This window comes from Streptomyces sp. NPDC048361, from assembly GCF_040651795.1.
Taxonomy (GTDB): domain Bacteria; phylum Actinomycetota; class Actinomycetes; order Streptomycetales; family Streptomycetaceae; genus Streptomyces.
Window position 1 is genome coordinate 17,453 of sequence record NZ_JBEZKW010000025.1, and the last position, 13,599, is coordinate 31,051.

At 72.5% G+C, this 13,599-nt stretch carries 12 protein-coding genes; 8 read left to right on the plus strand and 4 right to left on the minus strand.

Features of this window, described 5'->3' with window-relative positions; translation table 11 throughout:
• Positions 1-29 precede the first annotated feature (29 nt).
• The 3 genes from AB0D31_RS16580 (at position 30) to AB0D31_RS16590 (ending at position 1,913) form a co-directional block, all read left to right on the plus strand.
• A complete protein-coding gene (locus tag AB0D31_RS16580; protein ID WP_053726410.1) occupies positions 30-419 on the plus strand; it encodes a helix-turn-helix transcriptional regulator in 390 nt (129 codons plus the stop codon).
• A 340-nt stretch (positions 420-759) separates the two neighbouring features.
• Positions 760-1,230 carry a DNA starvation/stationary phase protection protein gene (locus tag AB0D31_RS16585; protein ID WP_362722900.1) on the plus strand — a complete coding sequence of 157 codons (471 nt, stop codon included), beginning with the start codon at positions 760-762 and terminating at the stop codon, positions 1,228-1,230.
• Positions 1,231-1,664: 434 nt separating this feature from the next.
• Positions 1,665-1,913, plus strand: a complete 249-nt coding sequence (locus AB0D31_RS16590; protein ID WP_362723062.1) for a hypothetical protein — start codon at positions 1,665-1,667, stop codon at positions 1,911-1,913.
• Here AB0D31_RS16590 and AB0D31_RS16595 read toward each other — a convergent pair.
• From AB0D31_RS16595 to AB0D31_RS16605, 3 genes are all read right to left on the minus strand, one after another.
• Positions 1,861-2,625: an SDR family NAD(P)-dependent oxidoreductase gene (locus AB0D31_RS16595; protein WP_362722903.1), complete on the minus strand. Its 765-nt coding sequence runs from the start codon at positions 2,623-2,625 to the stop codon at positions 1,861-1,863. The two genes, AB0D31_RS16590 and AB0D31_RS16595, sit on opposite strands and share 53 nt — an antisense overlap.
• Before the next feature lie 295 nt (positions 2,626-2,920).
• Positions 2,921-3,688, minus strand: a complete 768-nt coding sequence (locus tag AB0D31_RS16600; RefSeq protein ID WP_362722906.1) for a DNA-formamidopyrimidine glycosylase family protein — start codon at positions 3,686-3,688, stop codon at positions 2,921-2,923.
• A 160-nt stretch (positions 3,689-3,848) separates the two neighbouring features.
• Positions 3,849-8,474: an ATP-dependent helicase gene (locus AB0D31_RS16605; protein WP_362722909.1), complete on the minus strand. Its 4,626-nt coding sequence runs from the start codon at positions 8,472-8,474 to the stop codon at positions 3,849-3,851.
• 56 nt (positions 8,475-8,530) lie between these two features.
• On the opposite strand from AB0D31_RS16605, the gene AB0D31_RS16610 reads away from it, so the two are divergent.
• From AB0D31_RS16610 to AB0D31_RS16620, 3 genes are all read left to right on the plus strand, one after another.
• Complete coding sequence (locus tag AB0D31_RS16610; RefSeq protein WP_362722911.1) at positions 8,531-9,409, plus strand: AraC family transcriptional regulator; 879 nt, start codon at positions 8,531-8,533, stop codon at positions 9,407-9,409.
• 250 nt (positions 9,410-9,659) lie between these two features.
• Positions 9,660-10,430, plus strand: a complete 771-nt coding sequence (locus tag AB0D31_RS16615) for an AzlC family ABC transporter permease (protein WP_362723064.1) — start codon at positions 9,660-9,662, stop codon at positions 10,428-10,430.
• Complete coding sequence (locus tag AB0D31_RS16620) at positions 10,427-10,735, plus strand: AzlD domain-containing protein (protein ID WP_362722913.1); 309 nt, start codon at positions 10,427-10,429, stop codon at positions 10,733-10,735. Before AB0D31_RS16615 ends, AB0D31_RS16620 begins: the two co-directional genes overlap by 4 nt.
• Before the next feature lie 74 nt (positions 10,736-10,809).
• Here AB0D31_RS16620 and AB0D31_RS16625 read toward each other — a convergent pair whose 3' ends face one another.
• Complete coding sequence (locus tag AB0D31_RS16625; protein WP_362722915.1) at positions 10,810-11,769, minus strand: hypothetical protein; 960 nt, start codon at positions 11,767-11,769, stop codon at positions 10,810-10,812.
• 80 nt (positions 11,770-11,849) lie between these two features.
• Here AB0D31_RS16625 and AB0D31_RS16630 point away from each other — a divergent pair, with 80 nt between their 5' ends.
• Together AB0D31_RS16630 and AB0D31_RS16635 are read left to right on the plus strand one after the other, a co-directional pair.
• Positions 11,850-12,044, plus strand: coding sequence for a DUF3046 domain-containing protein (locus AB0D31_RS16630; RefSeq protein ID WP_362722918.1), 195 nt, complete (start codon positions 11,850-11,852; stop codon positions 12,042-12,044).
• Positions 12,045-12,445: 401 nt separating this feature from the next.
• Complete coding sequence (locus AB0D31_RS16635; RefSeq protein ID WP_362723067.1) at positions 12,446-13,558, plus strand: AI-2E family transporter; 1,113 nt, start codon at positions 12,446-12,448, stop codon at positions 13,556-13,558.
• Positions 13,559-13,599: the final 41 nt, after the last annotated feature.

A 13,599-nucleotide genomic window follows, 5' to 3' on the forward strand; every position in this document is an offset into this window, starting at 1 on the left:
GGCTACGCGGTCCGAGGAGGGAGCCACCGATGATTCTGCTCCGTCGCCTGCTGGGTGACGTGCTGCGTCGGCAGCGCCAGCGCCAGGGCCGTACTCTGCGCGAAGTCTCCTCGTCCGCCCGAGTCTCACTCGGCTATCTCTCCGAGGTGGAGCGGGGGCAGAAGGAGGCATCCTCCGAACTGCTCTCCGCGATCTGCGACGCGCTTGACGTACGGATGTCCGAGCTCATGCGGGAAGTGAGCGACGAGCTGGCACTCGCCGAACTCGCTGCCTCTGCGGCAGCGAGCGACCCGGTGCCGGTGCGTGCGCCGGTACGTCCGATGCTCAATTCGATCTCCGTGACGTCGGTGACCGGTGTGCCGACCGAGCGGGTGACGATCAAGGCGCCCGCGGAAGCGGTGGACGTCGTCGCGGCCTGACCCCCAGGTACGCGCACAGGCTTGTACTGAGCCCCGCCGGTCACATGGTGACCGGCGGGGCTCAGCCCTTTTCCCCCGCCTGCCCCGGCGCGCCCTATATGGGGCTTCTGTGGCAGGGTGGTAGGAGATCGCGCAAACGTCCGGATGTTACGGATGTTCCGTACGCGTATTCCCTCTCGTGGAGGGCGCCGCGGGCGGTTCGTTCGAGTGGGTGGCGTTGCGACTGCGAGCGGCCCGGGAGCTTCCGTCCGGAGAGCTTCCGTCCGGAGAGCGTCCCGGGCTGAGTGTTCGGTCCGAGTGCGTCGCGTCCGAGTGTGTTCCGTCCATGTGGAGGAAGAGCATGTCCTACATCAAGAGCCCGCTGTCCGACGCCGACCTCAAGGTGGTCGGCGACGCTCTGCAGGGGGCGCTGGTGGACCTCGTCGACCTGTCGCTGGTGGCCAAGCAGGTGCACTGGAACGTGGTGGGCCCACGCTTCCGCTCCGTCCACCTCCAGCTCGACGAGGTCGTCACCACCGCACGGCTCCACTCGGACACCGTCGCCGAGCGCGCCTCGGCCATCGGAGTCAGCCCCGACGGGCGAGCCGTCACCGTGGCGAAGTCGAGCGCGATCACCACCGTCCCGGAGGGCTGGATCAAGGACACCGACGCCGTGAAGGTTCTCGTGGACGCGCTCGGCGTGGTCATCGGCCGGATGCGCGAGCGCATCTCGGCGACCGATGAGCCCGACCCGATCACCCAGGACATCCTCATCGGCCTCACCGCCGACCTGGAGAAGCACGCGTGGATGTTCCAGGCGGAGACTGTCTGAGGGATGGCCGCCTGCGCGGAGACTGTCTAAGGGACGGCCTCCTGCGCGGTGGCCTCCTGCGCGGTGGCCTCCTGCGCGGTGGCCGGCTGCGTGGTGGCCGCCCGGGGGAGACCGACCTGGGCGGAGGCGCCTGAGTCGGCGGTGAGATGAGCCGCAGAAGGTAATCCGGGGCCGGGCCGCGCGCAGAGGTGAGCGTTCCGCTCGCCAGGACGGGAGCGTGGCGCTCGGGCGGACGGAGCGTTCCGCTCGGGCGGCCGGAAGGGTTCCGCTCGGGCGGACGGGAGCGTTAAGCCCCAGGAGGGCATGCCCCGCAAGGGCGGGGACGTTCGCAGTGAAGCGTGGGGGACGTGGAGCGCGCCGGGCCTGCACCCGGTGCGCCCTCCCGGCGGGTTACCCGGCGGTCTAGCGTCGGCCCGAGGAGGCGGCCCATGACGGTGGCGGTGCGTTGGGTGCCGGCGCTGGTTGTTGCGGCGCTGTGGTGGTGGGCCGTGCTGCGCCTCGTGCTGGTGCCCGGCCAGACGGGGTTCGTCGAAGGGGCGATGGTCGCCGGCGGCTGGGGGCTGAGCCTGCTGCCGGTGCATGTGGCGGCCCTGCCGGCCACGGGATCGCGCCCCAGGAAGGGGCCGCGCTCTACCAGGGCATCGCGACGCCGCCGTTCGGACGGAGAATCTGGCCCGTCGTGAACGACGAGGCGTCCGCCGCGAGATGCAGCACGGCGTGAGCGATGTCCTCGGGCCGGCCGACCGTGCCGAGCGGGGAGAGCCGCACCATCATCCACTCGACCTGCTCCTGCTGTTCGGCCGCGTGCTGGTCGGTCATCGGGGTGCGGACCCATCCGGGGGCCACGGCGTTGACGCGGATCCCGTACGGTCCGAGCTCCGAGGCGAGCGTCTTGGTGAGCTGCACCACCGCGGCCTTGGAGACGCTGTAGCAGAACAGACCCGGCCGCGCGGAGTCCATGGCCCCCGACGCCATCGTCACGAGGGAGCCGCGGATGCCGTGCGCGATCATCGTGCGGGCCGTCTCCTGGCAGGCGTGGAGCACGCCGCGGAAGTTGACGGCAAGCACCCGGTCCAAGTCGTCGTCCTCGGTGTCGAGGACCGAACTCGTATGCATGACGCCGGCGATCGCGGCCAGGACGTGGACCGGACCTGCGGTTTCCACGGCGGCCTTGACCTGGGCGCGGTCGGCGACGTCGAGCACGTGGACGTACGCGGTGCCACCCGCCTTGGTGATCAGTGCCCGGGTCTCGGCCAGACCCACCTCGTCGCGGTCCGCGCAGTGCACGAGCGCACCGGCCTCCGCGAGAAGCTGAGCACTCGCCCGACCGATCCCGCTGGCCGCCCCGGTGACGAAGGCCGCGCGCCCACTGAGGTCGTACGCCGTGAGAGCCATGCCGGGACGGTACGACCAGACCTGACGGGTCGTCAATAAGCGTGTGGGGTACGGCAGGTGTTGGTGCGGGTGGGGTGGCGTGTTGCCGTGAGGTGGGGCGGGCCGGCCGGGGTCTGCGAGCGCCGGCCGGGGCGGTGCGCGCCGGCCGGCGCTGAGCAGACCAGGTGGGTGCGGACCAGGGTTCCTTCGGGCGCCAAGGGCCGGTGTGCCAGGGCGTCTGGGGCGTCAAAGGGCCGGTGTGCCAGGGCTGCCTGGGGCGTCAAAGGGCCGGTGTGAGCCAGGGCTGCCTCGGGTGTCAAAGGGCCGGTGCGGGCTGGCACTTGGGGCACCAGTACGTGGGGCGTTCGCGGCCGGACGGGTCGACTTGCGCGGCGGTGCGGATGGGGGTGCGGCAGCGCGGGCACGGTCGGCCCGCACGGCCGTAGATGAACTTCTGACGGACCGGCCGGTCCTTGTTCGCCTCAAGGAGCTGCTTCGAGGTGGCCACGAGGCGTTCGGGGGAGGGCACCTCGCCGATCGCCAGCCAGGGCACGATGCGCAGTGCGAAGCAGATCTCCGACTTGAACACGTTGCCGACCCCGGCCAGGTTGCGCTGGTCGAGCAGGGCCTCGCCGACGGGCCGGGCGGGATCCATGAGGAGGTTGCGCAGGGCGGCGTCCGGATCCCAGTCGGGGCCGAGCAGATCGGGGCCGAGATGGCCGACCGCCTTCGCCTCGTCCGTGGTGCGGAGCAGTTCGAGCACGGGCAGCCGATAGCCGACGGCCGTGTGCCCGGCGTTCCCCAGGATCGCCCGGATCTGGAACGCGGGGCCGCCGTTCCAGCGCTCACCAGGTGCGAAGATCCGCCACGAGCCGTCCATCCGAAGGTGGGAGTGCAGGGTGAGCCCGCCCTCGATCCGCGTCAGGAGGTGCTTGCCGCGCGGGGTCACATCGAGCACGTTCCGCCCGGTCAGATCCGCCGTGGCGAACCGCGGCACCCGCAGATCGGAGCGGGTGAGGACCTGACCGGCCAGCGCTGTGTGCAGCCGCCGCGCGGCCTGGTAGACGGTGTCGCCTTCGGGCATGGGTCAATTGTGCCGGGGATACGGGCGCGCGGCCCGCCGTCCTGACGTAATGCGGGGGCCCGGTTCTGCTGTCTGACGTGCCGGGGCAGCAGAGCCGCCCCGGCAGGACGGGGGCCGTCCCCGGCGTGGTGCAGCCCCGGGCGGGGCCGTTTTCGGTGGGTCAGGGTCTCAGCCGCAGGCCCTTCGGGGTTGCGACGAAGCCCGCCGCCTCCAGAGGGCGGGCGAGCGGCGAGGTCAGCGCGGGGTCGCCGTTGGCCCGTTCCACGGTGACCGTGCCGAGCCGCCCGGCCCGTGCGGCCGCCGCTAGGGATCCCGCCGCGGCGGTCAGCGCCGGACTGTCCGGATCGCTCGCCCAGGCGAGCAGGGACTTGCCGCCGCGCTCCAGATACAGCACGAGCTCCCCGTCGACCAGGACGACCATCGAGCCCGCCTTGCGGCCCGGCTTGTGCCCGGCGCCGCCCGGCGGCTCGGGCCAGTGCAAGGCCGCACCGTACGCATTGGCCGGGTCCGCGGCCGCCAGGACGATCGCCTGCGGAGCGGTCCCCGCGTCGCTGCCCCGGTCCCGCGCGGTGGCGGCCGCCCTGAGCCGGTCCACCGCGCCGTCCATCGCGAACTGGGCGGCACCGAGCCCCTCGACCACATAGCCCCGCCGGGCCTGACCGCTGTCCTCGAACGCGGCGAGAATCCGGTACGTCGCCGAGAAGCCGCCCTCCACCCCCTCGGCCTGCACGGCGCCCCGGGTGACCACGCCGTGCCGGTCCAGCAGGGCGCGGGCCAGCGCATGGGCGCGATGGGTGGGGTCGGGTTCGCGGGGCGGCAGCAGCGACCATCGGCCCGACACCGTCGGCGGCCCCGTACGCGACGCGGTGCGGGCGGCCGACGCCAGGGTGCCGTAACGGCCGCGCGGCACGGGCCGCTTGGCGCGGTGCGCGGTCGACCCCGCGGTGCGCCCCGAGCCCAGCACCGAGCGCAGCGGCGCCAGGGTGTCGTTGGTGAGCCGCCCCGACCACGCCAAGTCCCAGATCGCGTCGGCGAGTTGAGGGTCGCTCGCCTCCGGGTGGGTGGTCGCACGGACCTGGTCGGCGAGCTGACGGAAGAACAAGCCATAGCCCGGCGCCAGCGCGGTGAGCACCGACTCGTGGAGCGCGGTCAGCTCCAGCGGATGGGCGGGCGGCAGAAGAAGCGGAGCCGTGTCGGCGAGATAGAGGGAGAGCCAGCCGTCCTTGCCGGGCAGCGCGCCGGCCCCCGCCCACACCACCTCACCGGTGGTGGTCAGCTCGTCCAGCAGGGCCGCGCTGTAGTTGGACACCCGCGACGGCAGGATCAGCTTCTCCAGCGCGGACGCCGGCACGGCAGCCCCCTGCAACTGCTCCACGGCCCGCGCGAGACCGTCGATGCCGCGCAGGGCGCTGCCCCCCACGTGCTGCCACGGAGGGAGGAAACTGGCGAGCGCCGCGGGCGGCACCGGCTCCAGCTCCTGGCGCAGCGCCGCAAGCGAACGGCGCCGCAGCCTGCGCAGAATCGTCGCGTCGCACCACTCCTGCCCGATGCCCGCCGGATGGAACTCGCCCTGCACGACCCGCCCCGACGCCGCGAGACGCTGCAGCGCGCCGTCCGTGACCGCCGCACCGAGCCCGAACCGGGCTGCGGCGGCCGCCGACGTGAACGGGCCGTGCGTGCGCGCGTAACGCGACAGCAGATCACCCAGGGGATCCTTCACCGGCTCGGTGAACGCCTCGGGCACACCCACCGGAAGGGCCGTGCCGAGCGCGTCCCTCAACCGCCCCGCGTCCTCGATCGCCGCCCAGTGGTCGGTGCCGGCGATCCGTACCCGCAACGCGCGGCGCGCCGCCTCCAGCTCGCGCGCCCAGCCGGGCCCGGCGCCCCGGGCCGTCAACTCGGCGTCGGTGAGCGGCCCGAGGACCCGCAGGAGATCGGCGACGCCCTCACCGTCCTTGATGCGGCGGTCCTCGGTGAGCCACTGAAGCTCCTGCTCCAGCTCGGCCAGGACATCGGCGTCCAGCAGCTCCCGCAGCTCCGCCTGACCGAGCAGCTCGGCAAGGAGCCGCGAGTCGAGGGAGAGCGCCGCGGCCCGCCGCTCGGCCAGCGGCGAATCACCCTCGTACAGGAACTGCGCGACATAACCGAACAGCAGGGAGCGGGCGAACGGCGAAGGCTCCGGTGTGGTGACCTCCACCAGACGCACCCTGCGCGCTTCGAGATCACCCATCAGCTCGGTCAGACCAGGCACGTCGAACACGTCCTGGAGGCACTCGCGGACCGCCTCCAGGACAATCGGGAACGACCCGAACTCGCTCGCCACCTGGAGCAGTTGAGCAGCCCGCTGCCGCTGCTGCCACAACGGCGTCCGCTTGCCGGGGCTGCGCCGCGGCAACAGCAGCGCCCGCGCGGCACACTCACGGAACCGGGACGCGAACAGCGCCGAGCTGCCCACCTGGTCCGTGACGATCTGCTCGATCTCGCCCTTGTCGAAGACCGTGTCCGCCGCCCCCACGGGCGCCTGCTCACTGTCGTACGTGGCATCGAGATGCGCCGGATCCTGATCGAGGAGATCGAGACCCATCATGTCGGCGTCCGGCAGCCGCAGCACGATGCCGTCGTCCGCGTGCATCACCTGCGCGTCCATGCCGTACCGCTCGGCAAGCCGCGCGCCGAGCGCCAGCGCCCAGGGGGCATGGACCTGCGCACCGAAGGGGGAGTGGATGACGACACGCCAGTCACCCAGCTCGTCACGGAACCGCTCAACCAGGATCGTACGGTCATCGGGAATGTGACCACAGGCACGGCGCTGCTCGTCGAGATAGCCGATCACATTGTCCGCCGCCCACGCGTCGAGCCCCGCACTCAGCAGACGCAGCCTCGCGTCGTCCGGAGCCATCGAGCCGACCTCACGCAAGAACGCGCCCAGCGCACGGCCCAGTTCGAGCGGGCGGCCCAGCTGGTCCCCCTTCCAGAACGGCAACCGGCCCGGCACCCCCGGCGCAGGCGACACCAGGACCCGGTCACGGGTGATGTCCTCGATCCGCCACGACGTGGTGCCCAGCGTGAAGACATCACCCACCCGCGACTCGTACACCATCTCCTCGTCGAGCTCCCCGACCCGGCCGCCGCCCTTCTTCGGATCCGACCCCGCGAGGAAGACACCGAACAGGCCCCGGTCGGGAATGGTGCCGCCCGAAGTGACGGCGAGCCGCTGCGCCCCGGGACGGCCGGTGACCGTGCCCCCCACCCGGTCCCACACCACCCGCGGACGCAGCTCCGCGAACGCGTCGGAGGGATAGCGGCCCGCCAGCATGTCCAGAACGGCCGTGAACGCCGACTCCGGAAGCGCGGCGAACGGCGCGGCCCGCCGCACCAGAGCCAGCAGATCATCCACCTGCCACGTGTCGAGCGCCGTCATCGCGACCAGCTGCTGAGCCAGCACATCCAGCGGATTGGACGGAATGCGCAACGACTCGATCGCCCCCGACCGCATCCGCTCCGTCACCACCGCCGACTGCACCAGATCCCCCCGGTACTTGGGGAAGACCACCCCCGTGGAGACGGCACCCACCTGGTGCCCCGCCCGGCCCACGCGCTGCAACCCCGACGCGACCGAAGGCGGCGACTCGACCTGCACCACCAGATCCACCGCGCCCATGTCGATACCCAGCTCAAGACTGGACGTCGCCACCACCGCCGGAATCCGGCCCGCCTTCAAGTCCTCCTCGACGACGGCCCGCTGCTCCTTGGAGACCGAACCGTGGTGCGCCTTGGCCAGCAGCGCGGGCGCCCCCACCGCCGCACCCGAACCACCCATCAGATCCGCCGGCGCATGCGCCTCCGGCAACGGCGCACCCATGGCCCGCTCGTAGGCGATCTCGTTGAGCCGGTTGCACAGACGCTCCGCGAGCCGACGCGAGTTGGCGAACACGATCGTCGAGCGGTGCGCCTGCACCAGGTCGACGATGCGCTCCTCGACATGGGGCCAGATCGACGGCTTCTCCGCCCCCTCGTCGGCGTCGGCCGCCGGAGCACCCGCCAGCTCAGCCATGTCCTCCACCGGCACGACCACCGACAGGTCGAACTCCTTGGCGGACGGCGGCTGCACGATCTCGACCTTGCGCTGCGGCGACAGATACCGCGCCACCTCATCCACCGGACGCACCGTCGCCGACAGGCCGATCCGGCGCGCCGGCCTGGGAAGCAACTCGTCCAACCGCTCCAACGAAAGCGCCAGATGAGCCCCCCGCTTGGTGCCGGCCACCGCGTGCACCTCGTCCAGGATCACCGTCTCGACACCCGTGAGCGCCTCACGCGCCGCGGACGTCAGCATCAAGAACAGCGACTCCGGCGTGGTGATCAAAATGTCCGGCGGCCGCGTGGACAGCGCCCGGCGCTCCGCGGGCGGCGTATCACCCGAACGGATACCGACCCGCACCTCCGGCTCCGGCAGCCCCAGCCGCACCGACTCCTGGCGGATCCCCGTCAGCGGCGACCGCAGATTGCGCTCCACATCGACCGCGAGCGCCTTGAGTGGCGACACGTACAGCACCCGGCAGCGCTTCTTCGCCTCGGCGGGCGCAGGAACCGCCGCCAGCCGGTCCAGCGCGGCGAGAAACGCGGCAAGCGTCTTGCCGGAGCCGGTCGGCGCGACCACCAGGACGTCCGAACCCTCCCCGATCGCCCGCCAGGCGCCCTCCTGCGCCGCGGTGGGCGCGGTGAAAGCCCCCGTGAACCAGCCGCGCGTCGCGGGCGAGAAGGAGTCCAGCGCTGTCCGTGCCATGGTCCCCATCGTGCACCCCGCCACTGACAATGGCCCGGAGCTGCGAAAATGACGGTGTGGGCGGAGTCGAAGCGGACGCGGGCGAGGAATGGGCGCGGCACTGGCAGCACGCCGAGCTGCCCGGCCTCGACCTGCTCCGCGCCCGATACGTCCGCCACACCTTCCCCCGCCACGCCCACGAAGGGTTCGTGTTCGGCGCCGTACGCACCGGCATCGAGGACGTCGTCCTGCCCGGCGAAACGATCCGGGCGCGCCCCGGCACCGTCGTCATGATCAACCCCGAGGTCCCGCACGCCGCCCACGCCGGAACCCCCGAAGGCTGGACCTACGCCACGCTCTACCCCTCGGCCCGGCTGATCACCGACATCGCCGCGGAGACCACCACCCTGCGCGGCACCCCCGGATTCGCCGAGACCATCGTCGAGGACCCCGACACCGCCCTGCTGGTCCAGGACGTGCACCGCGCCGCCGAACACGGCAACGCGCTCGCCGCCGACACCGTGTTCCGCATCGCCGTCGCCCGGCTGCTGCGCCGCCACGGCCACGCCCTGCCCGAACGGACACCCCGGTCGGCGGGCGCCGCCGCGGCCGCCGCGGCCCGCCAGCTCCTGGAGCAGCGGCTCACCGCACCCCCCTCCCTCGAACAACTCGCCAGGGAACTCGACACCAGCCCCTTCGCGCTGCTGCGCGCCTTCAAAGCGGAGTACGGGCTGCCGCCGCACACCTGGCTGACCGGCGAGCGCGTACGCCGCGCCCGCCTCCTCCTGGACGACGGGACCGCCCCCGCCGAGACCGCCGCCGCCGTGGGCTTCAGCGACCAGCCCCACCTCAACCGCCACTTCACCCGCATCGTCGGCGTCACACCGGGCGCCTATCGCCGCGAGCGGGCGAGAGCGTGCAAGAACGTACAAGACGGGGACACCGCCTTCTTCTAACGTCCACGGCGTGGCAGCAGAACAGACAGCACCCCCGCACATACCCGCCAACCCCGGCAGCACAGCCGCGCACCCCACCGAACCGACCGCGACCACCACCGACCGGCCCGACGCGGCCGCCGAGACCACGGGCCGGCCCGGCACGGTTGCCGAGACGGTCGCCGATGCGGACCGACCTGGTCCGGTCGCCAAGACCGCCCGTCGGCCCAATCCTGCCGCCGAGTCCGCCGAGTCCGCCGAGTCCGCCGACATCACCGAGACCGCCGGACGGCCGGACGCGGCCGTCGTCCGTGACGCGCTCGGGGTCGGCGTCGCCGTCGGTCTCTCCGGCCTGGCCTTCGGCGTGACCTCCGCCGGGTCCGGTATCAGCCTCCTTCAGACCTGCGCGCTCAGCCTGCTCGTCTTCACCGGCGCCTCCCAGTTCGCGCTCGTCGGCGCGCTCGCAGCCGGCGGGAACCCGTACACCGCGGCAGCCGGCGCCTTCTTCCTCGGCGTACGCAACGCCTTCTACGGACTGCGCCTGTCACACCTCCTCGCCCTGCCCAAACCAGTGCGGCCCTTCGCCGCCCAATGGGTGATCGATGAAACCACCGCCGTCACCCTCGCCCAGCCGACCCGCAGAGCCGCACGGATCGGCTTCACCGTCACCGGCCTCAGCCTCTACGCGCTGTGGAACCTCACCACGTTCGCCGGCGCCCTCGGCACCCGGGCTTTCGGCGACACCGATGCCTGGGGACTCGACGCCGCGGGCCCCGCCGTCTTCCTCGCCCTGCTCGCCCCGATGCTCAAGACCACCACCGAACGCGTCACGGCCGCCCTCGCCGTCGCCCTCGTCCTCGGCCTCCTGCCGGTGCTGCCCGCCGGAGTGCCCGTCCTGGCCGCCGCGCTCGCCGCACCGGTCGTGCTCCTCCTCCAAGGACGCGCCGGCGCGAGGGCCCCGCGCACCGCGGGGCCGGACACCGCAGACGAGTACCCACACCACCCCGCGAACGGGAACTCGGCCAAGGGAGGCCCACGTTGACCATCTGGATCGCCATCACGGCCACCGCCGTCGGCTGCTACCTCGTCAAACTCCTCGGCCTGCTCGTCCCCGCGGGCACCCTGGAGCGCCCCCTGGTCAGACGGCTCGCCGCGCTGCTGCCCGTGGCGCTGCTCGCCGCACTCACCGCCCAGCAGACCTTCAGCACCGGCCCCCACGTCGAGCTGGACGCCCGCGCCGCCGGGCTCGCCGCGGCCGCCGTCGCCCTCCTGGCCCGCGCCCCGTTCCTTGTGATCGTCGGCGCCGCCGTACTGGTCACCGCGGGCGTACGGGCCCTGGGCGGCTGAGGCGGCCGACCCGCACCGGCCCGTATCCCGCACCGGCCGGTACCCCGCACGGCCGGCCGGAACAAAGCGCGAGGTCAGCCGATGCTGCGGCCATAGGCGCGCAGCGTACGCAGCGCCTCGATCGTCACCAGGGGACGGCCCTCCAGAGCCGTGCCCGGCGCCCACGCCCGCCAGCGGATCGGCCAGCCGCCGTCCTCCTGCTGCTCCGCCTCCAGGTGACCAAGCGAGGACCGCATCTCGTCGTCGGTGAACCAGCGCCGGGCCAGTGACTCGGGCACGCGCGCGTAGTCGTGCGGAAAGTGGTGCTCGCCCGGCGCGTACCCCGGCGACAGGGGCCAGTCGGCGAGCCGCGCCGGATCGAGCACCGCGAGCCCCTGCTCCCTGACGAGCCGGCCGAGCCGGTCCGCAGCCGGCTCCGCCCGTGCGCGGTCGGGTGCGCCGTCCAGGAAAGCGACCGCCGCCTCCACCTCGTACGGATGCGATGTCTCCAGGGCGTCGACGGCGGCCCAACAGAAGTCGGTCGCCCGGAAGAGCCACGCGTGCCACACCTGGTTGCGGTGGAGCAGCCCCACCACGGGCCCCGTCGTCAGCAGCGCGCTCGGCGGATCGTCGACGACGGGGACGAACGGCGCCGCCGGATAGCCGCGCTGGGAGGGGTGGAGCGCCGGCAGCGCGCCGTCCTTGGTGGAGACCTCCGTCAGATAGCGGCACACGCGCTCCACGCGCCGCCCGCCGAGCCGGCCCACCGAGTCCAGGACCCGCAGCGCGTGCGCGGTGTGCAGGGGCTGACTGACGGGACCGCGCAGATCGGGTTCGAGCGCGTGACCGTAGCCACCGTCGTCGCCCTCGTAGGCGCCGAGCGCCGTTTCCACCGCGTCGGCGTCCCCGCCGAGGAAGTGGAAGGCGAACCGGCGCTGTTCGAGCACCCTGGCCGTCAGCCAGATGAAGTGCTCGGCGCGCGCCGTCGGAGACTCGGGCGAGTCGGGTGAGTGGGGGGAGTCGGGGGAGTGGGGGGATGCTCCGGAACCAGCCATGTTTGAGACGGTAGGGCCCGCAGAGCGCCGGGCAAGCCCTACGGCCCGGGCTGCACTCCCAGGGGCGGGATACTGATGTCATGCGGTTGACGATTTTCTGGGAGCGGATGGCCGGCCACTTCGGCGCCGGATACGCGGACTCCTTCGCGCGCGACCATGTGATGACGGCACTGGGCGGACGCACCGTGCACGAGGCGCTCGACGCGGGCTGGGAGGCCAAGGACGTCTGGCGCGCGGTCTGCGCCGCCATGGACGTGCCCGCGGAGAAACGCTGACACCGGACGACGCCTTCGAGTGACGGGCACGGCGCGGGCTGACGCACCGGCCCTCGGCATCCCCGGGCGCTGCCCGGGGGCACGGGCCCCCGGACGCTCCCCGCAACGGTGGCCCTCCGCGGGCGCCGCCCTCCCTCCGGGAACGCCGCCCCCTGGACGCCGGCACCGGGTGACGACCGGTGTGGTGACCCACTGTCGGACGCATGCGCGAGACTTGCCCCGTGGCACCGACTGACGAGACCAACACTGACGACCGCGAAGTCGAAGCGGCCCGCGAAGCCGACACCGACGCCGACCGTGACGCCGACGCCGGCGCCGGCCGGGCCGACAGCGCGCGGCGCGGTGCGCCCTCCGACGGCAGGCCCCCACGGGGGCTCATCGGAGCGGACGGGCCCGCACGCATGCCCCGCTGGCTGCCCCGCGCCGTCGTGCTCGTGCTCGCCCTCTACGCCTGCTTCCAGCTGGGCAGCTGGGCCTTCCACCAGCTCATCGGTCTGCTGATCAACATCCTGATCGCGTTCTTCGTGGCGCTCGCCATGGAGCCCGCCGTCGGCAGGATGGCGGCCCGCGGCATGCGCCGTGGCCTGGCGACCTTCCTGGTCTTCCTCGCCCTGGCGATCGCCACGGTCGGCTTCGTCGTGCTGCTCGGCTCGATGCTGGCGGGCCAGATCGTCGACATGGTCGAACAGTTCCCCAGGTACCTCGACTCGGTGATCAACTGGGTCAACCACACCTTCCACACCGAGCTCTCGCGCGTCGAGGTCCAGGACAGCCTCCTCCACTCCGACTGGCTGCAGAAGTACGTCCAGAACAGCGCCACCGGCGTCCTCGACGTCTCCGCCACCGTCCTGGGCGGCCTCTTCCGGCTCCTGACGATCTTCCTGTTCTCGTTCTACTTCGCCGCCGACGGTCCCCGGCTGCGCCGGACGATCTGCTCCGTACTGCCCCCCGCCCGCCAGGCCGAGGTGCTGCGCGCCTGGGAGATCGCGGTCGACAAGACCGGCGGCTACCTCTACTCGCGCGGCCTCATGGCGCTCATCTCCGGCATCGCGCACTACATCCTGCTGCAAATCCTGGGCGTGCCCTACGCCCCGGCCCTCGCCGTCTGGGTGGGCCTGGTCTCCCAGTTCATCCCCACCATCGGCACCTATCTGGCCGGCGCCCTGCCCATGCTCCTCGCCTTCACCGTGAACCCCTGGTACGCGGTGTGGGTGCTCGGATTCGTAGTGATCTACCAGCAGTTCGAGAACTACATGCTGCAGCCCAAGCTCACCGCGAAGACCGTGGACATCCACCCCGCCGTCGCCTTCGGCTCGGTGATCGCGGGCACCGCGCTCATGGGGGCGGTCGGCGCCCTCATCGCGATCCCCGCGGTCGCGACCCTCCAGGCGTTCCTCGGCGCCTATGTGAAGCGCTACGCCGTCACGGACGACCCGAGGGTCCACGGCAGACACCAGCCGCGCGGCCAGGGCACGGGCGCCACGGCGGCGTCCCCCACGGAACCACCGTCCTGACCGCGCTCTTTACGAGTCCTGCATCGGGATGCGGGACATCG